This window comes from Peterkaempfera griseoplana, from assembly GCF_001418575.1.
In the GTDB taxonomy this organism is placed as follows: domain Bacteria; phylum Actinomycetota; class Actinomycetes; order Streptomycetales; family Streptomycetaceae; genus Peterkaempfera; species Peterkaempfera griseoplana.
Genome location: NZ_LIQR01000248.1, coordinates 1 through 24259 on the forward strand (window position 1 = coordinate 1; position 24259 = coordinate 24259).

Here is a 24259-nt window from a genome sequence, read left to right on the forward strand (position 1 = left end):
CCCGGGAGGCCTCCGCCAGCGCCCCCTCCCGCAGTTCCCGTACCCGCCCGGCGGCGGCCAGCGCCGTCAGACGGGTCCCGCCCAGATAGGCGCAGCCCAGCTCCCGTACGGTCAGCGCCAGATCGGCGGGGTCCCCGGTGCGCTCGCAGCAGGCGCCCTTGCCGTCGCCGGAGAGGTGCCACCGCCCGGTGTTCCAGGGGCAGGAGGCGTCCTGTACGTCCAGCACCACGTCCACCGGCGAGGAGTACTGCCGGGACTCCAGCGCCCGGCCGACGTCCACCGGCCGTACGAAGACCCCGTCCCGCAGCTCGGCCCCGCAGCGGCGCACATCCGTCACCAGGTGCAGCAGCGGGTCGTCCGGCGGCCGGGAGTCGGCGATCACGGTGTCGGTCAGGTCGAGGTCCGTCAGAAAGCCCCAGAGCGCACCGTGGGCGGCCGGCACGACGGCCTCCAGGTCCCGCAGCAGCACCGAGCCCTTGGGGCCGGCGCCGTCCCAGTCGGGCCGCACCGCGTAGCGGGCGTAGCCCACCAGCCGGCCGGAGTCACGGTCCTCAGCCAGCAGGCACTGCAGCGGTGAGGCGCCGCCCCGGTCGGCGGGCGGGTCCAGCAGCGGCAGCCGCTCCCAGCCCGGTCCGCGCTGCAGCATGCCGGGGCGCAGTGGCACCCGGGCGGCGTACAGCCGCTCACAGGCCGGTGCGGCCTGTTCCGGGTCGGCCAGGCGCAGCCGTATCCGTTCGGCGCCGGGCGGTGCGGCGACGGAGACCCGGTGCCGGGGGATCGCCAGCCGCAGCCGCTGGGAGGCCAGCCCGAAGCCGAACCGGCCGTAGATGGCGGGTTCGGAGGCGGTGAGGGCGGCCAGCGGCTCGCCGCGCTCCCGGGCGTCCGCCAGCAGGCGGCCCATCAGTGCGGTGAGCAGTCCGCGCCTGCGGTGGGTCGGCAGCACCCCCACCATGGTCACCCCGGCCACCGGCACCACGGACTCCCCGGGCACCGCCATCCGCAGCGAGAAGGCACCGGCCGTACCGACCACCTCGCCGCCGTCGAAGACCCCGAGGGACCGGTCCTGCTCGGCGAGGTCCCGCCACAGTCCCCGGGTCTCGGCGGGCTCGTCCGGACCGGCCTGGCCGAAGGCGCGGAGCAGGGTGTCGTACCAGTCGTCCCACTCGTCGGCCGTGCGGTGGCGGATGTGCACATCGTTGTCGTTCATACACCAGTGGTAGCAGTGTGGCATGCCCATGGCGACCCGCTTCCGGGACGGGCCGGATGCACGACGCCCGGCGCGCACTGCCGCCGTGCACCCCCGCGTGCGCCCTCGCGCCCCACGGGTGCGCGCACCTCCACCGGGCCTGAAACGGCTGAACTCCGGCACCCGGATCCGCCGGAACGTCGACGCCCGGACCACGGCTGGATAAGGTCGGAGCCCATGGCACGCAGCAGGCCGGGCGCCGCACCCCGGACCACCGCGACGGCCCGGGTGCACAAGGCGCTCCTGAGGGCCTACCGCAGGCTGCGCCGGACCGGGGTCGACTACTTCCGGGGCGACGCCTCGGACTGGCCGGCGTTCGTCGCCCTCTTCCTTCTCTGCCCACTGCTGGTCTTCCTCAACATCCGCCAGCCCGTCTGGTGCCCGCCCACCGCCCTGGTGCTCCCGATCCTGGCCGGGGCGTTCCTGCTGCGCCCCAGCAGCCTGGTCCTGCTGTACGCGGCCTCCGCGGGCGGTCTGTCGGTGGAGTCGCTGGTGCACGCCGCCGAGCGCAGCAACGCCGTGCAGGGAGCGGCGGGCTACCAGGCCGGCGTCACTCCGGGCGCCGCGCTGGTGGTCGGCGCGGTCGGCATCGCCGGACTGCTGCTCGCCCAGTTCCGCAGCCGGGTCGGGGTCCCCTGGCGGCGGGGCGGCTCCATGCTCTTCGACCTGCGTGAGCGGCTGCGGGTGCAGAGCCAGATCCCGTACCTGCCGCCCGGCTGGCACGCCGAGATGGCCCTGCGGCCGGCCGGCGGCCAGTCCTTCTCCGGCGACTTCGTGGTGGCCGCCCGCACCGGCTCGGGCAACTCCGTGCTGGAGGCCGTGGTCGCCGATGTCTCCGGCAAGGGCATGGACGCCGGCTCCCGGGCCCTGCTGCTCTCCGGCGCCTTCGGCGGACTGCTGGGCTCGCTGCCCCCGCACGACTTCCTGCCCGCCGCCAACGGCTATCTGCTGCGCCAGGAGTGGGAGGAGGGCTTCGCCACCGCTGTCCATCTCGCCCTCGACCTGGAGACCGGCGACTACGAACTGCTCTCCGCCGGGCACCTGCCGGGCATGCAGATGTGCGCCGGGGCCGGGCGCTGGGAGGTCAAGGAGGCGGAGGGGCCGCTGCTGGGCATCTACGACGGCGCCAAGTTCGAGGGCGTCCGCGGCCGGCTGGACCGCGGCGACGTCCTGCTGCTCTGCACCGACGGCATGGTGGAGGCGCCCGGCCGGGACCTCTCCGAGGGCATGGACCGCCTGATGGGCGAGGCGGACCGGCTGGTCGCGGGCGGATTCCGGGGCGCCGCCTGGCGGTTGATCGAGACGGTGGCCAAGGACGTCAACGACGACCGCGCCCTGCTGCTGATCTGGCGCGAATAGCCGGGATGTCAAACCCTCCAAGCGATCTTCGGACAATCCGCGGGGCCGCCGGTCACCGTGCGGAGCCGGATCCTCCGTGCACCGCCGCGCCGCCGCAGCCGATCACGACCATGCCCTGATCGGCGCATTTTCGCCGTGGCGGACGCTGTGTGAGGTGATGTGTGCGGTGGGTCCTTTACGGAGCGCGTACGGAAGACCAGACTGAGTATCGGGCGGGACCGGTCCGGCACTCGGGGAGAGGGGGGTCGCATGCAAGCCAGCAGGCGGCTTCCTGAAAGAGCGTCACCGGTCGTCCCTGCCCGGGGCCGTCAGCTCCGGCCCTTGAGCAGTCACGACCGAGGAAGTGAATCCGGGTGATCTTCTCCGTCTCCGCGTTGGTCCTGTTCGCCATCATCCTGATCATTCTGGTCAGGAACAAGACGATGAAGTTGGGGCACGCGATACTGGGCGCGCTCTTCGGCTTCTTCCTGGCCCAGTCGTCGGCGGCCTCGCCGATCCAGAACTTCCTGAGCGAGCTCGCCAAGACGCTCAACAACCTGACAAGCTGACCGTTCGTCAGCTCTGCGGCCCCCGGTGAGGGAAGGGCGGCCTACCGGCCGGCCCGCCGTGCTCCCCACCATCGCCGAAGCGACCCGCCGGGGCGGGCCGCGGTCTGCTGCTGCCCGGGCTCCGGTGCTCCGGCCCGTACCGCCGCGGCCGACTGCTCCACGGCCGCCGCCCCCGACTCGGCCCGCCGTACGGCTTCCGCGTCCGACCCGCCGGCCAGCAGCAGCACACAGAGCCTGGCCCACGCGAGGCGTTCGCCGCGCGGCCAGTCCATGGCGCGCAGGGCGGCCGAGGCGGGCTCCGACACCTCGCCGTTGACCCGTACCTCGGCGACGTCGTCACCGGCCCGTCCGCCCAGGAACAGCTTCACCCCGTTGAGCAGCGGATGGTCCAGCTCCGCTGCCAGCCGCGGGGCGAGGGCCGGCAGCACGTGGTTGCCGCCCAGCCACTCCGCCAGCGCCTGGTTGCCGAACCCGAAGACGCACGCGGGACCCTGCACCGCATGCCAGCCCGGCACCCCGCCGGGCCGGTCGGGCGCGTAGTGGTCGCCGTGCTCCCCGCGGGCGTCCAGCAGCTCCACCACCGTGGCCGCCGTGGTGGTCGCCCACATCCGCACCGCGTTGTCGAGCTTCTCCTCCTCGGTCTTGCCGAGGCCCGCGGTGCAGTCCCACAGCACCGGCGTGTCGGCGCGGCCGAGGTGCAGCACATAGCCCAGGTCGACATGGCCGCCGCCGGTGTCGGGGTGCTCGCGCACCGCCACCGCGGTCGTACCCGGGCCGCGCGCCACCGCGCCGTCGACGGTGAACCGGCGCCCGTACCGGGCCATCTCCCGGACCACGCTGCGCTGGATCACCTCCAGCCGCTCCTCGGGACGCACGACACGCTCCTCAGGCCTTCGGCGGGCCGCTAGGGGACGACTGCACAGCACGACTGGACGGCACCCGTGCACGATCCGGGACAGGACGACGCGACGACGCGACTGGACGGCGCGACTGGACGGCGCGACGGGGCTGCAGACCATTCGAACACCCGTGAGGCTAGCGGCGTGGCCGCTCCCGGTGGAAACCTGCGCCCCGCAGCCGCGCCGAGAGGCCGCGGACATGCGACAGGCCCCGGGTCCGCGACCGTCTGTCGCGAAGCCGGGGCCTGCCGTCGGAGCGGGCGACGGGAATCGAACCCGCGTAGCCAGTTTGGAAGACTGGGGCTCTACCATTGAGCTACGCCCGCGTGCACGGATGCCGAAGCGCGTGCAGCCCCCGCGTCACTTTCCGAAGCCGGGGCGAGCACAGCCTACCGGGTCGGCTCGCCCGGTTGCACACCCCCCGTGGTTCGGCCTGTCGATATTCCCACGGAATCCTCCAGGTGAGCATGTACGCTACGTGTCGTCGCAGCGGGGTGTGGCGCAGGTTGGTAGCGCGTCCGCTTTGGGAGCGGAAGGTCGTCGGTTCAAATCCGGTCACCCCGACGCTGTGCGGGCCCCTCGTCCTCCGGGCGGGGGGCCTTGCCGTGCGCCAGGAAACGGTCACCCTGCGCAGCGGCGGTCGTCGCGTCCCTCCTGGTTTGTGGTACCGGTAGGATGGATCGCTGGAGACCGTATGTGTGGCATGCTCACCGTTCGGCCGTCCGAGGGCGAGGAGCACGCTCACCGTCCACTCGCGGGAGATGCCGCTCCGTGTGGCCCATCACCCGTCTCGCCGGCCGCCCAGCCACTACAGGCCCCGCCGGCGGACAAACCGACCGCAAAGCCCCAAGGAGACCCAACCGTGAAGAGCGCCGTGGAGACTCTGAACCCGACCCGGGTTCGACTCACCGTCGAGGTGCCCTTCGAGGAGCTCAAGCCCAGCCTCGACGCGGCGTACAAGAAGATCAACCAGCAGGTCACGGTTCCGGGTTTCCGCAAGGGCAAGATCCCGGCTCGCGTCATCGACCAGCGCTTCGGCCGTGCCGCGGTGCTGGAGGAGGCCGTCAACGACGCCCTGCCGCGCTTCTACACGCAGGCCGTCGACGAGGGCAAGATCGAGGTCCTCGGCCAGCCCGAGATCACCGACATCGCCGGGGTGGAGAACCTCGGTGACGGCGGCGACCTGAAGTTCACCGCCGAGGTGGACATCCGCCCCGAGATCACCCTCCCCGAGTTCGGTGAGATCGAGGTCACCGTCGACCCCGTCGAGGTCACCGACGAGGACATCGACAAGTCGCTGGAGCAGCTCCGTGAGCGCTTCGGCTCGGTCAAGGACGTCGAGCGCCCCGCCGCCGCCGGCGACGTGGTGATCGTCGACCTGGAGGCCAAGGTTGACGGCGAGGTGCCGGAGGACGGCACCGCCACCGCCGTCTCCTACGAGATCGGCTCCGGCCGTCTGCTGGACGGCGTCGACGAGGCCGTGACCGGCCTGGAGGCCGGCGGCACCGCCACCTTCACCACCGAGCTCAAGGGTGGCACCCAGGCGGGCAAGGAGGCGGAGGTCACGGTCACCGTCACCACCGTCCAGGAGAAGGAGCTCCCCGCTCTGGACGACGAGTTCGCCCAGCTGGCGAGCGAGTTCGACACCCTGGAGGAGCTGCGCGAGGACTCGCGCAAGCGGCTCGCCCGGATGAAGGAGTTCGACCAGGCCACCCAGGCTCAGGAGCGCGTCCTCGACGCCCTGCTGGAGAAGGTCGAGATGCCCTTCCCGGAGAAGCTGCTCGCGGACGAGATCGAGACCCGCAAGCACAACCTCGAGCACCACCAGCTCGCCCAGATGGGCCTGGACCTCGAGACCTGGCTGAAGACCCAGGACAAGTCCGTCGAGGACTTCGAGAAGGAGACCGAGGAGCAGGCGAAGAAGGGCATCAAGACCCAGTTCGTCCTGGACCAGATCGCCTCCGACGAGGAGCTGTCCGTCAGCCAGGAGGAGCTCACCGAGCACCTCATCCGCCGCGCCGCCGGCTCCGGTCTCACCCCGGACCAGTTCGCGCAGCAGGTCGTCCAGGGCGGCCAGGTGCCGCTGCTGGTCGGCGAGGTCGTCCGTGGAAAGGCGCTGGCGCTGGTCGTCGAGGCCGCCAAGGTCGTCGACACCGAGGGCAACGTCGTCGACTTCGAGGACGACGAGGACGAGGCCGAGGCCGCCACCGAGGTCGTGGAGGCCGCCGAGGGCAAGGCCGACGAGGCCACCGAGGCCTGATCACCCCGGTAACCCCGGACCACCCGCGGAGCCCGGGTGCGGCAGCAGATGCCGCACCCGGGCTCCGCGCCGTTCCGGGCGCCGGCCCGGAGCGCCGAGCCGTGGACCCAGCCGCCCGCCCAGGTGCTCGCTGCCCGCAGCAGCACCCGCCGGTTGAGCCCCCCGGCCGCGGAACGGAGCGGCCGCGCGCCCCTGGGCCGTACGCGGCCCTTTCCGCGCCCGTCACAGCCCGTACAGCCTGCGCTCACAGCGAACAGTTCTGCGTGGGGGATGGCCCGGCACTGGCCGCGCGTTAGGGTCCATGAGAAGGAACAATCAGCACGGCAGACGCGCGGCGGCCGGCCAGCCGGTCGCCCGATTCAACTGAGCAGGTGGCTACGTGACGACTCCCCAGATCGCGACCCCGGGCCTCATGGCGCCCCGCGCCGCCGGTGACATCCCCGGCGTCGGCCTCGGCGACCAGGTGTACAACCGTCTGCTCGGCGAGCGCATCATCTTCCTGGGCCAGGCGGTGGACGACGACATCGCCAACAAGATCACCGCCCAGCTGCTTCTCCTGGCCGCTGACCCGGAGAAGGACATCTACCTCTACATCAACAGCCCCGGCGGCTCGGTCACCGCAGGCATGGCGATCTACGACACCATGCAGTACATCAAGAACGACGTGGTGACCATCGCCATGGGCCTGGCGGCCTCCATGGGGCAGTTCCTGCTGACGGCCGGCGCCAAGGGCAAGCGGTTCGCGCTGCCCAACGCCGAGATCCTGATGCACCAGCCCTCGGCGGGCCTGGGCGGTTCGGCGACCGACATCCGCATCCAGGCCGAGCAGCTGCTGCGCACCAAGCACCGGATGGCGGAGCTGATCGCCTACCACAGCGGTCAGTCCCTCGAGCAGATCACCAAGGACTCCGACCGCGACCGCTGGTTCTCCGCGGAGGCGGCGAAGGACTACGGCCTCATCGACGAGGTCATGCACCACGCCGCGGACGTCCCCGGCGGCGGTGGCACGGGCGCCTGAACCGCCCGGTAGCCGTTCCACGACGACAGTCCGCACACACGGAGGCCCAGAAACCATGAACATCCCCAGCCTGATGGGCGAGGCCCAGGAGCGCCTGCGCGCCGAGGGCCGCTACATCGTCCCCCGCTTCGTCGAGCGCACCTCGCAGGGCATCCGGGAGTACGACCCGTACGCCAAGCTCTTCGAGGAGCGGGTCATCTTCCTCGGCTCGCAGATCGACGACGTCTCGGCCAACGACATCATGGCCCAGCTGCTCTGCCTGGAGTCCATGGACCCGGACCGCGACATCTCCGTCTACATCAACTCGCCTGGCGGCTCCTTCACCGCGCTCACGGCGATCTACGACACCATGCAGTTCGTCAAGCCGGACATCTCCACCGTCTGCATGGGCCAGGCGGCCTCCGCCGCGGCCGTGCTGCTGGCGGCCGGCACCCCCGGCAAGCGGATGGCGCTGCCCAACGCCCGGGTGCTGATCCACCAGCCGTACACCGAGACCGGCCGCGGCCAGGTCTCCGACCTGGAGATCCAGGCCAGGGAGATTCTCCGGATGCGTGAGCAGCTGGAGACCCTGCTGGCCAAGCACTCCAAGAAGGAGATCGAGGAGATCCGCGAGGACATCGAGCGGGACAAGATCCTCACGGCCGAGGAGACCCTGGAGTACGGTCTCGTCGACCAGATCGTCTCCACCCGCAAGAGCTCCCTCATCGGCTGAGCGGAGCGGTGCCGCGGGGCTGCGGCCCCACCCCCGTCTTCCGGGGGCGGGGCGCGGCCTGGCACCATCTGAGACCATGGGCGGTGCGCTGTGCATCCGCCCGGTGGCATCCGCCGTCCCCGGTTCCCCCGATCCCGGATTCGCCCAGGGCGTACGGCCAAGCTGCCGAAGACGGCCGATCGGCGGGCCCGACGGAGTACCGTCGGATACCAAGCACCAGGCTCCCGACCCCCGCGGGGCCTTTGGCGAAGGGGAAGCACCTCGTGGCACGCATCGGAGACGGTGGCGACCTGCTCAAGTGCTCGTTCTGCGGCAAGTCCCAGAAGCAGGTGAAGAAGCTCATCGCCGGTCCCGGCGTATACATCTGCGACGAGTGCATCGACCTCTGCAACGAGATCATCGAGGAGGAGCTCGCCGAGACCTCCGAGGTGCGTTTCGAGGAACTGCCGAAGCCGCGCGAGATCTACGAGTTCCTGGACCAGTACGTGGTCGGCCAGGACATCGCCAAGAAGTCGCTCTCGGTGGCCGTCTACAACCACTACAAGCGGGTGCAGGCGGGTGAGAACGGCCGCAGCGCCGGTCGCGACCACGACGGCATCGAGCTGGCGAAGTCCAACATCCTGCTGCTGGGCCCCACCGGCTCCGGCAAGACGCTGCTGGCGCAGACACTGGCCCGGATGCTCAACGTGCCGTTCGCGATCGCGGACGCCACCGCGCTCACCGAGGCCGGCTATGTGGGCGAGGACGTCGAGAACATCCTGCTGAAGCTGATCCAGGCGGCGGACTACGACGTCAAGAAGGCCGAGACCGGGATCATCTACATCGACGAGATCGACAAGGTCGCCCGTAAGAGCGAGAACCCGTCGATCACCCGTGACGTCTCCGGCGAGGGCGTGCAGCAGGCGCTGCTGAAGATCCTGGAGGGGACCACCGCCTCGGTGCCCCCGCAGGGCGGCCGCAAGCACCCGCACCAGGAGTTCATCCAGATCGACACCACCAACGTGCTCTTCATCGTCGGCGGTGCCTTCGCCGGCCTGGAGCGGATCATCGAGGGCCGGGCCGGCAAGAAGGGCATCGGCTTCGGCGCCACCATCCGCTCCAAGCACGAGATCGACTCCAGTGACCTCTTCCGCGAGGTCATGCCGGAGGACCTGGTGAAGTTCGGGATGATCCCCGAGTTCATCGGCCGCCTCCCGGTGATCACCTCGGTGCACAACCTGGACCGCGACGCCCTGCTGCAGATCCTCACCGAGCCCAAGAACGCGCTGGTGAAGCAGTACCGCCGGCTCTTCGAACTCGACGGTGTGGAGCTGGAGTTCTCCCGTGACGCCCTGGAGGCCATCGCCGACCAGGCCATCATGCGGGGCACCGGCGCCCGCGGCCTGCGCGCGATCATGGAGGAGGTGCTGATGTCGGTGATGTACGAGGTGCCCTCCCGCAAGGACGTGGCCCGGGTGGTCGTCACCGGCGACGTCGTCTCCAAGCACGCCATCCCCACCCTGGTGCCGCGCGACATGATCAAGCGGGAGCGCCGCGAGAAGAGCGCCTGACCGCACGGACAGCACGAGGGGCCCCGCACCGATCGGTGCGGGGCCCCTCGCATGCCGTCCGGAGCTATTCGGCGATCTCGGTCAGGGACCGGTAGGCGCGTATCCGCTCAGCCGTTGCCTCCAGGTCTCCGCCGTCCGGCCCGCTGGCGTCCAGCACCATCACCACCGTGCTGCTGTCCGACCAGGCGCAGATCCCCACCGTGCGGGTCTGCACCTCCACGGGTGCGCACTTCAGAGTGCCGCCCAGCGGACCGGGATCCATGGTCCGGCGGGTGCCCAGCAGCACGCCGCCTCTGGCGGCGGCGTCGAGTCCCTGGTCCGGGCCCTCAGCGGAGCCCGCGATCCGGCCGCTGCCGCCCCAGACGGTGAACTGCCGCGGGGCCGTGCCGTACACCGCCGCCATCGGGGTGAACTTCCCCCTGGTGTCCCGGTTCTGCTCCCACTGCTTGGCCAGAGCGTCCTTCAGCACCTGCTCATGCTGCTCGTTGCCGCTGCGGCTCAGCCCCTGGAACTCAGCCGGCGGCAGCAGTCGGTACGAGCCCGCGCCGGAGACCTTGTCGTACGCCCAGTAGGCGAAGGACCCGCCGCCCGCCAGCACCAGGGCGAGCCCCACCGCACCGCCGATGATCCACGGCGCGCGGGAGCGGCGCGGCGGCGCCGGTGGACCCCAGACCGGCGGATACCCCTGCGGGACTCCGTACGGCGGCGGGGGAGCGGCGGCGCCGGGACCGGGCGGGAAGCCGTATCCCTGAGGCGGCGCCGGGGGCGGGTACGGCGCCGGCTGCTCCGACGGTTGCGGTGGTGCCCATGGGCCGGTCGGCCCGGGGGGCTGCGACACGATGGCGATTCCTTCGTCTCAGCGGTGCTTGACCATTCCGTCGCGGATGGTGCGGGTCTGCTCCGCCGCCTGGTCCACACTCAGCACCTGGGTGTGACCGCCGTCAGGGGCCGCCACCGGGGTGAAGACCAGCGCCGCCAGGGTGGCGTGGTTGACCCAGTAGCAGATCGGCACATCGCCCTTGGAGGTGTTCAGCATCCCGCAGCGCAGCACCGCTCCGTCGTCGTGGGGGTCCTTCGCCGGGAAGTCCTGCAGCGGCTTGCTGTAGCGGGTCTTCTTCTGCGCCATCGCGGCCTCGTACTGCTTCCCGGCGGCCGCCGGGTCGGAGATCTTCCCGTAGGCGCCGAGCAGCGCCAGCAGGGTGCGGGGGGTGCCGCCCAGGTAGCTGTCGACGACCCCGGTCATCTCCTTGCCGTAGGCGCCGGCCTGGCTCTGGTCGACCGGCTGCTCGCTGTGGCTGGTGGCGACATAGCCGCCGGGGAGGCTGGCCGCGGTGGCGATCCGGTAGTTGCCCGCCATGGCGCCGCCGTCGCTGCCGCCGCCGGAGAGCAGCGCGGCGACCCCGCCGCCCACCGCGACCACCGCCACGACGATCCCGATGATCAGACCGGTGCGGCGCTTCCCGGACGGCCCCGGCTGCGCCGGCGCGGTCGGCGGGGGGTAGCCGGGGCCGCCGTACTGCTGCTGGGGCTGCTGGGGGTAGCCCGGCTGCGGGGGATAGCCCTGCGGCTGCCCATAGGGGCCGGGCTGCCCGTAGGCGGGCGGCGGAGGCTGCGGAGCCCCGTAGGGCGGCTGCTGCTGCGGCTGCTGCGGCGGCTGTCCGTACGGCGACGGAGGAGGCTGCGGCGCACCGTAGGGCTGCTGCGGCTGCGGCGCGCCGTAGGGCTGCTGAGGGGGCGGAGGGTAGCCGGGGGACCCTCCGTACGGCTGCTGCGGCGGCTGCCCCGGGGTCTGCGGATACTGCTGTCCCTGCCCGTACATCGGCTGTCTCCCCCGGCCTTCCGAACGGCCTGTCCCGGCACTCTGTCGTGGCGGCACGCTATCCCACCGCCGTCCTCCGCGTCGCGTGGCACCTGCGGTGCGTAACAGGCCGCCATACATCCGTAAACTATGGGTCGTGACCGACATGACGAACCAGCGCCCCGAGGCCGACCAGGCCGGGGACCATTCCCCTGCCTTCGGCGGGGAGACCCCTAGCGCCGCCGCCACCCTGCCGACCCAGTACGCACCGGCCGAGGTAGAGGGGAAGCTGTACGAGCGCTGGGTAGCCGCCGGTTACTTCGAGGCGGACGCGAAGAGCGAGAAGCCCCCGTACACCATCGTCATCCCGCCGCCCAACGTCACCGGTTCGCTCCACCTGGGCCACGCCTTCCAGCACACGCTGATGGACGCCCTCACCCGCCGCAAGCGGATGCAGGGCTACGCCGCGCTGTGGCTGCCCGGCATGGACCACGCCGGCATCGCCACCCAGAACAAGGTCGAGCAGCAGCTCGCCGAGGAGGGCCTCTCCCGGCACGACCTGGGCCGTGAGGCCTTCGTGGAGCGGGTGTGGCAGTGGAAGGAGGAGTACGGCGGCCGGATCCTCGGTCAGATGCGCCGTCTCGGCGACGGTGTGGACTGGAGCCGTGAGCGCTTCACCATGGACGAGGGCCTCTCCAAGGCCGTCCAGACCATCTTCAAGCGGCTCTTCGACGACGGCCTGATCTACCGGGCCGAGCGCATCATCAACTGGTGCCCGCGCTGCCTCACCGCGCTCTCCGACATCGAGGTCGAGCACGAGGAGAGCGCCGGCGAGCTGGTCTCCATCCGCTACGGCGACGGCGACGAGTCCATCGTGGTGGCCACCACCCGGGCCGAGACCATGCTCGGTGACACCGCCGTCGCGGTCCACCCGGACGACGAGCGCTACGCCCACCTGGTGGGCAGGACCATCCCGCTGCCGCTGACGGACCGCCGGATCCCGGTGGTGGCGGACGCCCATGTCGACCCGGAGTTCGGCACCGGCGCGGTCAAGGTCACCCCGGCCCACGACCCCAACGACTTCGAGATCGGCCGCCGCCACGACCTGCCCGCCGTCACCATGATGGACGAGAACGCCAGGGTCACCGTGCACGGCCCGTTCCTCGGGCTGGACCGCTACGAGGCCCGGGACGCGGTGGTGGGCACCCTGCGCGAGCAGGGCCGCATCGTCGCCGAGAAGCGCCCGTACATGCACGCCGTCGGCCACTGCTCCCGCTGCAGGACCACCGTGGAGCCGCGGCTCTCCATGCAGTGGTGGGTCAAGGTCGGCCCGCTGGCGCAGGCGGCGGGCGACGCGGTGCGCGACGGCCGGGTGCGCATCCACCCCGAGGAGATGTCCAAGCGGTACTTCGACTGGGTGGACAACATGTACGACTGGTGCATCTCGCGCCAGTTGTGGTGGGGCCACCGCATCCCCGTCTGGTACGGCCCGGACGGCGAGGTGGTCTGCGTCGGACCCGACGAGCAGCCGCCGTCCGGTGAGGGCTGGCGTCAGGACCCCGACGTCCTGGACACCTGGTTCTCCTCCGGCCTGTGGCCGTTCTCCACCCTGGGCTGGCCGGAGGCCACCCCGGACCTGGCGAAGTTCTACCCCACCGACGTGCTGCTGACCGGCCACGACATCATCTTCTTCTGGGTCGCCCGGATGATGATGTTCGGTCTGTACGCCATGGACGGGGTGGCGCCGTTCCACACCATCGCCCTCACCGGCCTGGTCCGCGACCAGTTCGGCAAGAAGATGTCCAAGTCCTTCGGCAATGTGGTGGACCCGCTGGACTGGATGGACGCCTACGGCTCCGACGCGGTGCGCTTCACCCTGGCCCGCGGTGCCAACCCGGGCACCGATGTGCCGATCGGTGAGGACTGGGTGCAGGGTTCCCGGAACTTCTGCAACAAGATCTGGAACGCCACCCGCTTCGCCCTGATGAACGGCGCCACCGTGGAGGGCCCGCTGCCGGAGCTGGAGGACCTCTCCGCCGCCGACCGCTGGATCCTCTCCCGGCTCAACGTCACCGTCGCCGAGGCGGACGGCTACTACGACGACTACCAGTTCGCCAAGCTCTCCGACACCCTCTTCCACTTCGCCTGGGACGAGGTCTTCGACTGGTACGTCGAGCTGTCCAAGACCACCCTGGCCAAGGGCGGCCCCGCGGCCGACGCCTCCCGCCGGGTGCTGGGCGAGGTGCTCGATGTGACGCTGCGGCTGCTGCACCCCGTGGTGCCGTTCGTCACCGACACCCTGTGGACGACCCTCACCGGCCGCGAGTCCGTGGTGGTCGCCGAGTGGCCGTCCGACCGGGGCTTCCGCGACCCGTCCGCGGAGGCGGAGATCGCCACCCTGCAGCAGCTGGTCACCGAGGTCCGCCGGTTCCGCGCCGACCAGGGCCTCAAGCCCGGACAGCGGGTCCCGGCCCGGCTGGAGCTGGCGGGCACCCCGCTGCCCGTCCACGAGGACGCCATCCGGGCGCTGCTGCGCCTCCAGCCGGCCGGTGACGGCTTCCACGCCACCGCCTCGCTGCCGGTCGCGGGCGCGACCGTGTCGCTGGACCTCTCCGGTGCCATCGACGTGGCCGCCGAGCGCAAGCGGCTGCAGAAGGACCTCTCTGTGGCGGAGAAGGAGGAGAAGCAGACGCAGGCCAAGCTGGGCAACGAGGGCTTCCTCGCCAAGGCGCCCGACGAGGTCGTGGCCAAGATCCGGGTGCGCCTGGAGGCCGCACAGGCCGACATCGCCCGGATCACCGCGCAGCTGGACCGGCTCCCGCAGGCCTGATCCACGGGCCTGATCCCCAGGGCTGATCGCGGGCCCCGCGGGCGCGGGCACCGACCGGAGGCCGCCCCGTCCGCGGGGCGGCCTCCGGCGCGCCCGGGGGCGGCACGGTGCGGCCGCTGCGGCTCCGTAGACTGGAGGGGTGAGCGACAAGTCCCGCAAGACCCCCGACCGCCCCTCCGCAGACGACGCCCTGGCCGCGCTCCGGGAGGTGGAGGCCGAGCTGCTGAACCGCTGGCCGGAGAACAAGCTGGAGCCCTCGCTCACCCGCATCGCCCGGCTGGTGGACATCCTCGGCCACCCGCAGCGCTCGTACCCGGCGATCCACATCACCGGAACCAACGGCAAGACCTCCACCGCCCGGATGGTGGAGCAGCTGCTGCTCGCCTTCGAGCTGCGCACCGGCCGCTACACCAGCCCGCACGTGGAGTCGATCACCGAGCGCATCAGCCTGGACGGCGCGCCGATCTCCCCCGAGCGCTTCGTGGAGACCTACCGCGACATCGCCCCGTACGTCGGCATGGTCGACGAGACGCAGCCGATCGCGCTCTCCTTCTTCGAGGTGATCACCGCCATGGCGTACGCGGCCTTCGCCGACGCCCCGGTGGACGCCGCCGTGGTCGAGGTGGGCATGGGCGGCGCCTGGGACGCGACCAACGTGGTGGACGCCGTGGTCGCGGTGATCACCCCGATCGCCCTGGACCACACCGACAAGCTGGGCACCACACCGGGCGAGATCGCGGTGGAGAAGTCCGGGATCATCAAGAAGGGCACCCTCGCGGTCGTCTCCCAGCAGCCGCTGGACGCCGCCGAGACCATCCTGCGGCGCGCGGTGGAGGTGGACGCCACCGTGGCCCGGGAGGGCATGGAGTTCGGCGTGCTCCACCGCGACCTGGCGGTCGGGGGGCAGCTGGTGACCCTGCGCGGCCTGGGCGGCCACACCTACGAGGACGTCTTCCTGCCGCTGCACGGCGCCCACCAGGCGCAGAACGCCGCGCTGGCGCTGGCCGCCGTGGAGGCGTTCTTCGGCGTGGGCAGTACGCACAGCGAGCCGCTGGACATCGACAAGGTGCGCCGGGCCTTCGCCGGCACCACCTCGCCGGGCCGGCTGGAGGTGGTCCGCCGCAGCCCCACCGTGCTGCTGGACGCCGCCCACAACCCGGCCGGAGCCCAGGCCACGGTGGAGGCGATCAGCGAGTCCTTCGGCTTCACCCGGCTGGTCGGGGTGATCGGCACCAGCGGCGACAAGGACGTCCGCGGGGTGCTGGAGGCCTTCGAGCCGATCCTCGCCGAGGTCGTGGTGACCCGGAACTCCACCCGCCGGGCCATGCCGGTGGACGAACTCGCCGCCCTGGCCGTCGAGGTGTTCGGCGCCGACCGGGTGCAGGTGGAGCCGCGGCTGGACGACGCCGTGGACGCCGCCGTGGCGCTCGCCGAGGAGGAGGGGGACCTGGGCGGGGCCGGGGTGCTGGTCACCGGCTCGGTCATCACCGTGGGCGAGGCCCGCATCCTCCTCGGCCGCAACCGGAACTGAGAGGCCGTCAACCGTGCGCACCCTGTGCTCCTCCACCCTCATCGGCGAGGCCCTGGTCATCCTCTTCGCCGCCCTGGTCGCGATGCGGCTGTCCGACGTCCCGCACGGCTCCCTGTGGGCTGTCAGCGGCGTCGCCATGGTGCTCTGCGTGCTGCTCTGCGGCATGCTGGGCCGCCGGGGCGGGGTGGCCCTCGGCTGGGCGCTCCAGCTCGGCCTGGTCGCCTCGGGCGTCGTGGTCCCCGCCATGTACGGGCTGGGCGCGGTCTTCGCGGGCCTGTGGTGGTGCTCGGTGCACTACGGGCGGAAGATCGACGCGATCAAGGCCGCCCGTGCTCAGGCGCTCACCCCGGCCGGGTAACCTTCGCTGAAGCCTTCCTGACACCCGTTTTTCCCTGGAGCCGTCCCGTGTCGCAGCGCACCCTTGTCCTCCTCAAGCCCGACTGTGTCCGCCGTGGTCTGATCGGTGAACTCGTCAGCCGCATCGAGCGGAAGGCGGACTGGGTCATCACCGCGCTGGAGCTGCGCACCTTCGACCGGGCCACGCTGGAGCAGCACTACGCCGAGCACGTGGGCCGGCCGTTCTACGAGCCGCTGCTGGAGTTCATGGCCTCCGGGCCGTCCGTCGCCATGATCGTCGAGGGCGAGCGGGTGATCGAGGGCATCCGCGCGCTGGCCGGGGCGACCGACCCCATCGCGGCCGGACCGGGCACCATCCGCGGCGACTTCGCCACCATCACCCGGGAGAACCTGATCCACGCCTCGGACTCCGAGGCCTCCGCCGAGCGCGAGATCAAGATTTTCTTCCCCGCCCAGGCCTGATCCCGCGCAAGCCGGGTAGCCGCGTATCACCAGGGGCGCGGGGGAACCGCGCGACCGACCGTGCACCTCCTCGGGTGGCCGGCCGCGCGGTTCCCCGTGCCCCTGGCCGGCCCGTCCCCGAGCCGGACCCATGATCCGTCGGAACGATCGTCCTACCTGGAACTACGGGCACCGACACGGCGTCCAATCCCATGAGAAGGCTCCTCACACACCGACAATGGGTGGACCGGTGTGCGTAGACGCCCCCGATGCGGGCGTGGCTACGATGGGGGACGGCTCGCGAGCTGCCCGCCCGGTGCGGCGACGCCGGTGACGCAGCATGTCGGCACGGCTGTCCAGCACCGCCTGCCACCCCCACCCTCGAGTTCGGGAAGGCCCCCTGATCCCATGGCGAACAACATGTCGTTCATCGGCCGTGACATGGCTGTCGACCTCGGCACTGCCAACACGCTGGTGTACGTCAGGGGCCGGGGCATCGTCCTCAACGAACCCTCGGTCGTGGCGGTGAACACCAACACCGGCGGCATCCTCGCGGTGGGTGCCGAGGCCAAGAAGATGATCGGCCGGACCCCCGGCAACATCGTGGCCATCCGTCCGCTGAAGGATGGGGTGATCGCCGACTTCGAGATCACCGAGCGGATGCTCCGCTACTTCATCCTCAAGATCCACCGCCGCCGCTACCTGGCCCGCCCGCGGGTCGTGGTCTGCGTCCCCAGCGGCATCACCGGTGTCGAGCGCCGCGCCGTCATCGAGGCCTCCTCGCAGGCCGGTGCGCGCCAGGTGCACATCATCGAGGAGCCGATGGCCGCGGCGATCGGCGCCGGACTGCCGGTCCACGAGGCCACCGGCAACATGGTGGTCGACATCGGCGGCGGCACCACCGAGGTCGCCGTGATCTCGCTGGGCGGCATCGTCACCGCGCAGTCCATCCGGGTCGCCGGCGACGAGCTGGACAACGCCATCGTCCAGCACATCAAGAAGGAGTACTCGCTGCTGCTGGGCGAGCGCAGCGCCGAGCAGATCAAGATGTCCATCGGCTCCGCCTACGGCAGCGAGCTGGAGAAGGAAGAGCACGCCGAGATCCGCGGCCGCGACCTGGTCAGCGGACTCCCCAAGACCGTGGTCATCTCCGCGGCCGAGGTCAGGACAGCCATCGACGAGCCGGTGAACTCGATCATCGACGCGGTGAAGACCACCCTCGACCAGTGCCCGCCCGAGCTGGCCGGCGACATCATGGACCGCGGCATCGTCCTCACCGGCGGCGGCGCCCTGCTGCGCGGCCTGGACGAGCGGCTGCGCCGGGAGACCGGCATGCCGATCCACATCGCGGAGAACCCGCTGGACTCGGTGGCGCTCGGCTCCGGCAAGTGCGTCGAGGAGTTCGAGGCACTGCAGCAGGTCCTGGACTCGCAGCCGCGTCGTTAGCCCAAACCGGTGGTGACCGCCGGCCGGGCCGCAGGGCCCCGGCGGCGCCCCGGGCCGACCCGAGAGACGAAGGGCTCGTCCGAGCACCGTGAGGGACACACGAGAGAGCCGGCTGCTGCTCATCCTGCTGGTGGCCATCGCCTTCGCCCTGATCACCGTCGACATCCGGGGCGGTGACGACTCGCCGCTGAACGGCGCCCGCGACGCCGCCTCGACCGTGCTCGGCCCGGTCGAGAAGGCCGTGGCCTCCGCCGTCAACCCGGTGGCCGACGGCGTCAGGGCGATCCGCGACGCGGGTTCCCACCAGAACCGCATCCACGCTCTGGAGCGTCAGAACGCCGTCCTCAAGCAGCGGCTGGCCTCCTCCGACATGGCCGGCAGCCGCGTCAAGCAGCTGGACAGCCTGCTGAAGACGGCCGGCTCCGGCCAGTACGCCATCAAGGCCGCCCAGGTCATCGCCATAGGAGCGGCCCAGGGCTTCTCCTGGACCATCACCATCGACGCCGGCAGCGACGACGGCGTCGCCCGCGACATGACCGTCATCAACGGCGACGGCCTGGTCGGGCGGGTCACCACCGTCGGCCACACCACCGCGACCGTGCTGCTCGCCTCGGACCCCGACTTCACCGTCGGCACCCGTCTGGAGGGCAGCGACGAGATCGGCTTCGCCACCGGTCAGGGCACCCGCCAGATGAAGGTCCAGCTGCTCAACGGCCGGGCCCAGGTCAAGCGCGGCGACCGGCTGGTGACGTTCGGCTCGCAGAAGGGCCGCCCCTTCGTCCCCGGCGTTCCGGTCGGCACCGTCTCCTACGTGGAGCCCACCCCGGGCGAACTCACCAAGACCGTCATGGTGCAGCCCTTCGTCTCCTTCACCAAACTGGATCTGGTCGGCGTGGTGGTCGAGGAGCCCCGCACCGACCCCCGTGACACGGTGCTGCCGCCCAAGCCCAGGACCGCCCCGGCGACGCCCCCGGCGACCAAGCCCAAGTCCGTCGCCACCACGAAGAAGAAGGGCTGACGATGCGCCTCACCCGCGTACTGCTCCCCGCGGTCCTCATCGTGGTGGCTCTGGTCCTCCAGGTCAGCGTGCTGGCCCGGCTGCAGCTCCCCGGCGCCGTCCCCGACCTGATGCTGCTGGTGGTGCTCGGCCTCGGACTGGTCTACGGCCCCGTCGGCGGCTGCATCGTCGGCTTCGCCGCCGGCCTGCTCGCCGACCTGGCACCGCCCTCCGACCACGCCATCGGCCGCTACGCCCTGGTGCTCTGCATCCTCGGCTACGCCGCCGGACTGGCCCGCCCGGAGAGCCGCCGCCTGAAGTCGGTCACCGGCCCGCTGCTGGTCGTCGCCGTCGCCGCGGTCGCCTCCACCCTGCTGTACGCGGCCGTGGGCGCCCTGGTGGGGGACACCGCCGCCCGCCACGTCGGCCTGGTCGGACTGATCCTCACCGCCCTGGTGTACGACGTGCTGCTGGCGCCCTTCGTGGTGCCCGGGGTGATGGCGCTGGCCCGCCGCGGCGACCCGGACCAGGTGGTCACCACCGGCAGCGGGGTCGGCGGCTCGGCGCTGGGCACCGTGTCCGGCTACGCCCGTTCCGCCGCGTACGGCAAACGGAAGAACCGGTCGCCCGGCCTCGTCAAGCGCCCGTGAACGCCACCGCCGCAAACCTCCGCACCCACCCACAGGAGCGTTGAGTGTCCAACATCCCGGAGACCGGCCGCACCCGGCGGGTGACGATCCGCCTGGTGGTGCTCCAGGTCCTGGTGCTGTCCCTGCTGGCGACCCTCGGGGGCCGCCTCTGGTACCTGCAGATCCGCAACGGCCAGGAGTACACCGCGGCCGCCTCGCAGAACCACATCCGCGAGGTGGTCGAGCCGGCGGTCCGCGGCGAGATCCTGGACGCCGACGGACGGGTGCTGGCCGGCAACACCACCAAACTCGTGGTCTCCGTCAGCCGCACCGCGCTGCTGCAGCAGAAGGACGGCGGCAAGGCGGTGCTGGCCCGGCTCGCCGGAGTGCTCGGCATGTCGGCGCAGGACGTCCACGACAAGGTGCGGCTGTGCAACGCGCAGACCCCCAAGCCCTGCTGGAACGGCTCCCCGTACCAGCCCATCCCGGTCACCACGGACGCCACCACGCAGCAGGCCATGCAGATAATGGAACGCCGCGAGGACTTCCCCGGAGTCACCGCCCAGCCCACCGCACTGCGCCAGTACCCCGCCCCGTCGGGCGCCAACGCCGCCCAGGTCCTCGGCTACCTCTCGCCGGTCACCGACGAGGAGGTCAAGAACTCCCAGAACAGGACCGGCCGGGAGAAGTACCAGCCCGCCGACCAGATCGGCCGGGCCGGCCTGGAGTCCGTCTACGACGACGACCTGCGCGGCACCACCGGCGTCAACCGGCTGGAGGTCGACAACCTCGGCCGGGTGATCGGCAGCGCCGGCACCACCCCGGCCGTCCCCGGCAACAACGTGGTGACCAGCATCGACTCCAGGGTGCAGAGCCTGGTGGAGAAGCAGCTGCTGGGCGCCATGAAGGACGCCCGCAAGGTCTGGGACACCAACAGCCACAGCTTCTACAAGGCCGACTCCGGCGCCGCGGTCGTCATGGACGTGCACACCGGCCGGATCATCGCCATGGCCAGCGCGCCCAGCTACGACCCCAACCTCTGGGTCGGCGGCATCTCGGCCAAGGACTACCGCAACCTCACCGAGAAGAAGTCCAACTACCCCCTGCTCAACCGGGCCATCCAGGGCCTGTCGGCCCCCGGCTCGACCTTCAAGGTGGTCTCCACCTCGGCGGCGGTCCAGGCCGGCTACTCGCTGAACGGGCACTACCTCTGCTCGCCCGCCATGGTCATCGGCGGCCGCACCTTCAAGAACTTCGAGGGTGAGAGCTTCGGCCCCATCACCCTGGAGAAGGCGCTCGAGGTCTCGTGCGACACCGTCTTCTACGGCATCTCCTACGACCAGTGGCTGAAGGACGGCGGCATCAAGCCCAAGCACCCCAAGGACTGGTTCTACAAGACGGCCCACCAGTTCGGCCTCGGCGCCAAGACCGGCATCGACCTGCCCAGCGAGGTCGCCGGGCGCATCCCGGACCGCAAGTGGAAGCAGGACTACTACAACGCCAACCACGACGCCTGGTGCGCCCTCAAGAACAGCCCCAAGACCGACCTGGCCACCCAGATCGCCAAGGAGAACTGCGTCGACGGCTATGTGATGCGCGCCGGTGACTCCGTCAACTACGCCATCGGACAGGGCGACACCCTGGTCACCCCCATCCAGATGGCCCGCGTCTACTCGGCGCTCGCCAACGGCGGCACCCTCTACCAGCCCGCCCTCGCCAAGGCCGTCCTCGGACCCGACGGCAAGCTGGTACGCGACATCAAGCCCGTCGTCAACGGCAGGCTCCCGGACAGCAAGCAGACCCTGGCGTACATCAACCAGGCCACCGCGGGCGTGATCACCGAGGGCACCGCCGCCTGGAAGTTCACCAGCGCCGGCTGGCCGCAGGACAAGATCCAGCTGCACGCCAAGACCGGTACCGCGGAGGTCGCCGGCAAGCAGACCACCTCCTGGCTGGACACCTACAGCGACGACTACGCGGTCGTCATGACCATCTCCCAGGGCGGCACCGGCTCCGGCGGTTCGGGTGACGCCATCCGCAAGATCTACGAGGGCCTGTACGGCGTCAAGGACGGCAAGGTCGACCCCAAGCTCGCCCTGCTGCCCAAGCCCCAGTCCTCGCTGCCCAAGTTCAACCCCGACGGCAGCGCCGTGGTGAAGACCGCGTACACCACCCCCGCCGACACCTTCGCCTCCCCGGCGGGCGGCGCCCTCGGCGGAGGCTTCGCCGGAGCCGCGGCCCTGCCCCCCTACCGCAACGAACTGTGGGCCGACCCCCGGCAGCCCAGGAGCCTCGCATGAGCGGCCTCTCCTCGTCCTACCGCGCCGTCAGGCTCGCCCCCCGGCGCAACACCGTCCAGCGGCTGCTCCACCGGGACTCCCCGCTGCGGCGGATGGACTGGGTGCTGCTGCTCTGCGCCCTGGCGCTCTCCCTGGGCAGCTCGCTGCTCGTCTGGTCGGCGACCCGCAACCGCACCGACCTCAACCACGGCGACCCCGAGTACTTCCTGCTGCGCCACCTGGTCAACCTGCTGATCGGTCTGGCCCTCTTCGGAGCGGTGATCGCGATAGGGCATCTGCGGCTGCGGACGGCCGTGCCGTTCCTCTATGTGCTGTCGCTGCTGGTGCTGCTCTCGGTGCTGACCCCGCTCGGCGCCACCATCAACGGCAACCGCAACTGGATTGTGCTGGGCGGAGGCTTCTCCATCCAGCCGTCGGAGTTCGCCAAGGTCACCATCATCCTCGGCATGGCGGTGCTGCTGTCCGCCCGGGTGGACGCGGGGGAGCGGGAGACCCCCGACCACCGCACCGTGCTCCAGGCGCTGATCCTGGCCGCCATCCCGATGGGCATCATCATGATGATGCCCGACCTGGGCTCGGTGATGGTGATGGTGGTCATCGTGCTCGGCGTCCTGCTCGCCTCCGGGGCACCCAACCGCTGGGTGGTCGGGCTGATCTCGGCCGGGGTCGGCGGAGCGGTGGCGGTCTGGCGGCTCAAACTGCTGAGCCAGTACCAGATCGACCGCTTCGCCGCCTTCGCCAACCCCGCACTGGACCCGGCGGGGGTGGGCTACAACACCAACCAGGCCAGGATCGCCATCGGCTCCGGGGGCCTGCTGGGCAAGGGACTCTTCCACGGCACCCAGACCACCGGCCAGTTCGTGCCCGAGCAGCAGACCGACTTCATCTTCACCGTCGCCGGCGAGGAGCTGGGCTTCGTCGGGGCCGGGCTGATCCTGCTGCTGCTCGGCGTCGTGATGTGGCGGGCCTGCCGCATCGCCCGGCAGGCCGGCGACCTCTACGGGACCGTGGTGGCCGCCGGGGTGGTCTCCTGGTTCGCCTTCCAGGCCTTCGAGAACGTGGGAATGACCCTCGGCATCATGCCGGTGGCCGGACTGCCGCTGCCGTTCGTCAGCTACGGCGGCTCATCGATGTTCGCCGTCTGGATCGGCATCGGGCTGCTCCAGTCGGTACGGATGCAACGCCCCCTCTCCGCCTGACCCGCCCCAGCTGCCCCGTACGTCCCTCGGGTCCCAGCGGCCCCGTCGCCGCCCGCCCGCCGGCGCACCCACCCGTGCCCGGCGGAAAGCCGGAGGTGGCATCCGCCCCCAGGCGGGGCAGGCGCTGGGCATGGCTGACACGGTGCGAGAGACCGAGCGCAAGTACGAGGCCGCCGACGGGACCGTGGGACTGCCCCCGCTGGACGGCATCAGAGGCGTGGCCGCGGTCACCCCCCACGGCACCGCCACCCTGGACGCCACCTACTACGACACCGCGGACCTGAGCCTGGTCGCCCAGGGCGTCACCCTGCGCCGCCGCACCGGCGGAGCGGACGCCGGCTGGCATCTCAAGCTGCCCTTGGGCCCCGACACCCGGGAGGAGCTGCGGCTGCCGCTGGGCGAGGGCACCGCCGTGCCCGAGGAGCTCGCCTCCCTGGTCCGCGCCCGCACCAGGGGCCGGGAGCTGCAGCCGGTGGTACGCCTGGTCAGCGTCCGCGACGTGTGCACCCTCGACGACGCCGACGGCCGTCCGCTGGCCGAGGTCTCCCACGACCAGGTCGAAGCCCACCGGCTGGGCCCCGCAGCCCCCGCCGAGGCAGCGGTACTGGAGTGGTCCGAGGTGGAGGTGGAACTCGCCGCGGGTTCCCCCGACCTGCTGGACACCGTGGAGCGCCGACTGGCCGGCGCAGGACTGCGGCGCAGCGGATCGTCCTCCAAACTCGCCCGCGCCCTCGGCACAGGCTCCACCGGACAGCGCCCCGGCCACCCTCCGCAGGAGGCCGACGGGCCCACCGCGGGCGACGCCGTGCTCGCCCACCTCGCCGAGCACATCGGCCGGCTGGTCGCCCTGGACGCCGCCGTCCGCCGCGACCAGCCCGACTCGGTGCACCAGATGCGGGTCGCCACCCGCCGGCTGCGCAGCGCCCTCAGGTCCTTCCGCAAGGTGCTGGACCGCCGCGCCACCGACCCCGTCGCCGACGAGCTGAAGTGGCTGGGCGCCGAACTGGGCGCCGACCGGGACCGCGAGGTGCTCACCGAGCGGCTGCACGACCGGGTCGCCGACCTGCCCGTGACCCTGCTGGTGGGTCCCGTCACGGCCAGGCTGCAGACCTGGGCGGCCCGCAGCGCCGCCCGCACCC

At 71.4% G+C, this 24259-nt stretch carries 20 protein-coding genes and 2 tRNA genes; 17 read left to right on the forward strand and 5 right to left on the reverse strand.

Annotated elements, in window-relative coordinates:
• On the reverse strand, positions 1-1207 hold a 1207-nt coding region (locus AOK09_RS18765), incomplete at its 3' end, for a GNAT family N-acetyltransferase (protein ID WP_055588362.1).
• A gap of 216 nt (positions 1208-1423) precedes the next feature.
• Here AOK09_RS18765 and AOK09_RS18770 point away from each other — a divergent pair.
• Both AOK09_RS18770 and AOK09_RS18775 read left to right on the forward strand, forming a co-directional pair.
• On the forward strand, positions 1424-2605 hold the full coding sequence (locus tag AOK09_RS18770; protein WP_055588363.1) for a PP2C family protein-serine/threonine phosphatase: 1182 nt from the start codon (positions 1424-1426) through the stop codon (positions 2603-2605).
• 353 nt (positions 2606-2958) lie between these two features.
• A complete protein-coding gene (locus AOK09_RS18775; RefSeq protein ID WP_055588364.1) occupies positions 2959-3153 on the forward strand; it encodes a hypothetical protein in 195 nt (64 codons plus the stop codon).
• A gap of 41 nt (positions 3154-3194) precedes the next feature.
• Here AOK09_RS18775 and AOK09_RS18780 read toward each other — a convergent pair whose 3' ends face one another.
• Positions 3195-4028 carry a DUF6348 family protein gene (locus AOK09_RS18780; protein WP_055588365.1) on the reverse strand — a complete coding sequence of 278 codons (834 nt, stop codon included), beginning with the start codon at positions 4026-4028 and terminating at the stop codon, positions 3195-3197.
• Between the two features lie 279 nt (positions 4029-4307).
• Positions 4308-4378: transfer RNA gene (locus tag AOK09_RS18785), tRNA-Gly, on the reverse strand.
• A gap of 164 nt (positions 4379-4542) precedes the next feature.
• On the opposite strand from AOK09_RS18785, the gene AOK09_RS18790 reads away from it, so the two are divergent.
• The 5 genes from AOK09_RS18790 (at position 4543) to clpX (ending at position 9592) form a co-directional block, all read left to right on the forward strand.
• Positions 4543-4616, forward strand: a tRNA-Pro gene (locus AOK09_RS18790).
• A gap of 298 nt (positions 4617-4914) precedes the next feature.
• A complete protein-coding gene (gene tig / locus AOK09_RS18795; RefSeq protein ID WP_055588366.1) occupies positions 4915-6312 on the forward strand; it encodes a trigger factor in 1398 nt (465 codons plus the stop codon).
• 412 nt (positions 6313-6724) lie between these two features.
• Entirely contained in the window at positions 6725-7330 is a 606-nt protein-coding gene (locus AOK09_RS18800) for an ATP-dependent Clp protease proteolytic subunit (protein ID WP_055588379.1), read from the forward strand.
• 55 nt (positions 7331-7385) lie between these two features.
• A complete protein-coding gene (locus AOK09_RS18805; RefSeq protein ID WP_055588367.1) occupies positions 7386-8042 on the forward strand; it encodes an ATP-dependent Clp protease proteolytic subunit in 657 nt (218 codons plus the stop codon).
• 263 nt (positions 8043-8305) lie between these two features.
• Complete coding sequence (gene clpX / locus AOK09_RS18810; protein WP_055588368.1) at positions 8306-9592, forward strand: ATP-dependent Clp protease ATP-binding subunit ClpX; 1287 nt, start codon at positions 8306-8308, stop codon at positions 9590-9592.
• 64 nt (positions 9593-9656) lie between these two features.
• On the opposite strand, the gene AOK09_RS18815 is transcribed toward clpX, so the two are convergent.
• Entirely contained in the window at positions 9657-10205 is a 549-nt protein-coding gene (locus AOK09_RS18815; protein WP_055588369.1) for a hypothetical protein, read from the reverse strand.
• Positions 10206-10448: 243 nt separating this feature from the next.
• On the reverse strand, positions 10449-11411 hold the full coding sequence (locus tag AOK09_RS18820) for a hypothetical protein (RefSeq protein WP_055588370.1): 963 nt from the start codon (positions 11409-11411) through the stop codon (positions 10449-10451).
• A gap of 136 nt (positions 11412-11547) precedes the next feature.
• Here AOK09_RS18820 and AOK09_RS18825 point away from each other — a divergent pair, with 136 nt between their 5' ends.
• From AOK09_RS18825 to AOK09_RS18870, 10 genes are all read left to right on the forward strand, one after another.
• Positions 11548-14220 carry a valine--tRNA ligase gene (locus AOK09_RS18825; RefSeq protein WP_407675415.1) on the forward strand — a complete coding sequence of 891 codons (2673 nt, stop codon included), beginning with the start codon at positions 11548-11550 and terminating at the stop codon, positions 14218-14220.
• Between the two features lie 139 nt (positions 14221-14359).
• Positions 14360-15751, forward strand: coding sequence for a bifunctional tetrahydrofolate synthase/dihydrofolate synthase (gene folC / locus AOK09_RS18830; RefSeq protein ID WP_055588372.1), 1392 nt, complete (start codon positions 14360-14362; stop codon positions 15749-15751).
• A 13-nt stretch (positions 15752-15764) separates the two neighbouring features.
• Complete coding sequence (locus tag AOK09_RS18835) at positions 15765-16109, forward strand: DUF4233 domain-containing protein (RefSeq protein ID WP_055588373.1); 345 nt, start codon at positions 15765-15767, stop codon at positions 16107-16109.
• 47 nt (positions 16110-16156) lie between these two features.
• Entirely contained in the window at positions 16157-16570 is a 414-nt protein-coding gene (gene ndk / locus AOK09_RS18840; protein ID WP_055588374.1) for a nucleoside-diphosphate kinase, read from the forward strand.
• Positions 16571-16969: 399 nt separating this feature from the next.
• A complete protein-coding gene (locus AOK09_RS18845; RefSeq protein ID WP_055588380.1) occupies positions 16970-17995 on the forward strand; it encodes a rod shape-determining protein in 1026 nt (341 codons plus the stop codon).
• 88 nt (positions 17996-18083) lie between these two features.
• Positions 18084-19013 (forward strand): rod shape-determining protein MreC, encoded by a 930-nt coding sequence (gene mreC, locus AOK09_RS18850; protein WP_055588375.1) that lies wholly within the window; start codon positions 18084-18086, stop codon positions 19011-19013.
• 2 nt (positions 19014-19015) lie between these two features.
• On the forward strand, positions 19016-19642 hold the full coding sequence (mreD, locus tag AOK09_RS18855; protein ID WP_055588376.1) for a rod shape-determining protein MreD: 627 nt from the start codon (positions 19016-19018) through the stop codon (positions 19640-19642).
• A 44-nt stretch (positions 19643-19686) separates the two neighbouring features.
• Complete coding sequence (mrdA, locus tag AOK09_RS18860; RefSeq protein WP_055588377.1) at positions 19687-21921, forward strand: penicillin-binding protein 2; 2235 nt, start codon at positions 19687-19689, stop codon at positions 21919-21921.
• Positions 21918-23120: a rod shape-determining protein RodA gene (gene rodA / locus AOK09_RS18865; RefSeq protein ID WP_055588378.1), complete on the forward strand. Its 1203-nt coding sequence runs from the start codon at positions 21918-21920 to the stop codon at positions 23118-23120. Before mrdA ends, rodA begins: the two co-directional genes overlap by 4 nt.
• A 130-nt stretch (positions 23121-23250) precedes the next feature.
• On the forward strand, positions 23251-24259 hold a 1009-nt coding region (locus AOK09_RS18870; RefSeq protein WP_157875950.1), incomplete at its 3' end, for a CYTH and CHAD domain-containing protein.

Bases quoted from the DNA above. Each gene is read 5' to 3' on its own strand.
- AOK09_RS18770 (WP_055588363.1), top strand. From the start codon at position 1,424: ATGGCACGCAGCAGGCCGGGCGCCGCACCCCGGACCACCGCGACGGCC.
- AOK09_RS18800 (WP_055588379.1), top strand. From the start codon at position 6,725: ATGGCGCCCCGCGCCGCCGGTGACATCCCCGGCGTCGGCCTCGGCGAC.
- AOK09_RS18805 (WP_055588367.1), top strand. From the start codon at position 7,386: ATGAACATCCCCAGCCTGATGGGCGAGGCCCAGGAGCGCCTGCGCGCC.
- AOK09_RS18820 (WP_055588370.1), bottom strand. From the start codon at position 11,411: ATGTACGGGCAGGGACAGCAGTATCCGCAGACCCCGGGGCAGCCGCCG.
- AOK09_RS18845 (WP_055588380.1), top strand. From the start codon at position 16,970: ATGTCGTTCATCGGCCGTGACATGGCTGTCGACCTCGGCACTGCCAAC.
- mreD (WP_055588376.1), top strand. From the start codon at position 19,016: ATGCGCCTCACCCGCGTACTGCTCCCCGCGGTCCTCATCGTGGTGGCT.
- rodA (WP_055588378.1), top strand. From the start codon at position 21,918: ATGAGCGGCCTCTCCTCGTCCTACCGCGCCGTCAGGCTCGCCCCCCGG.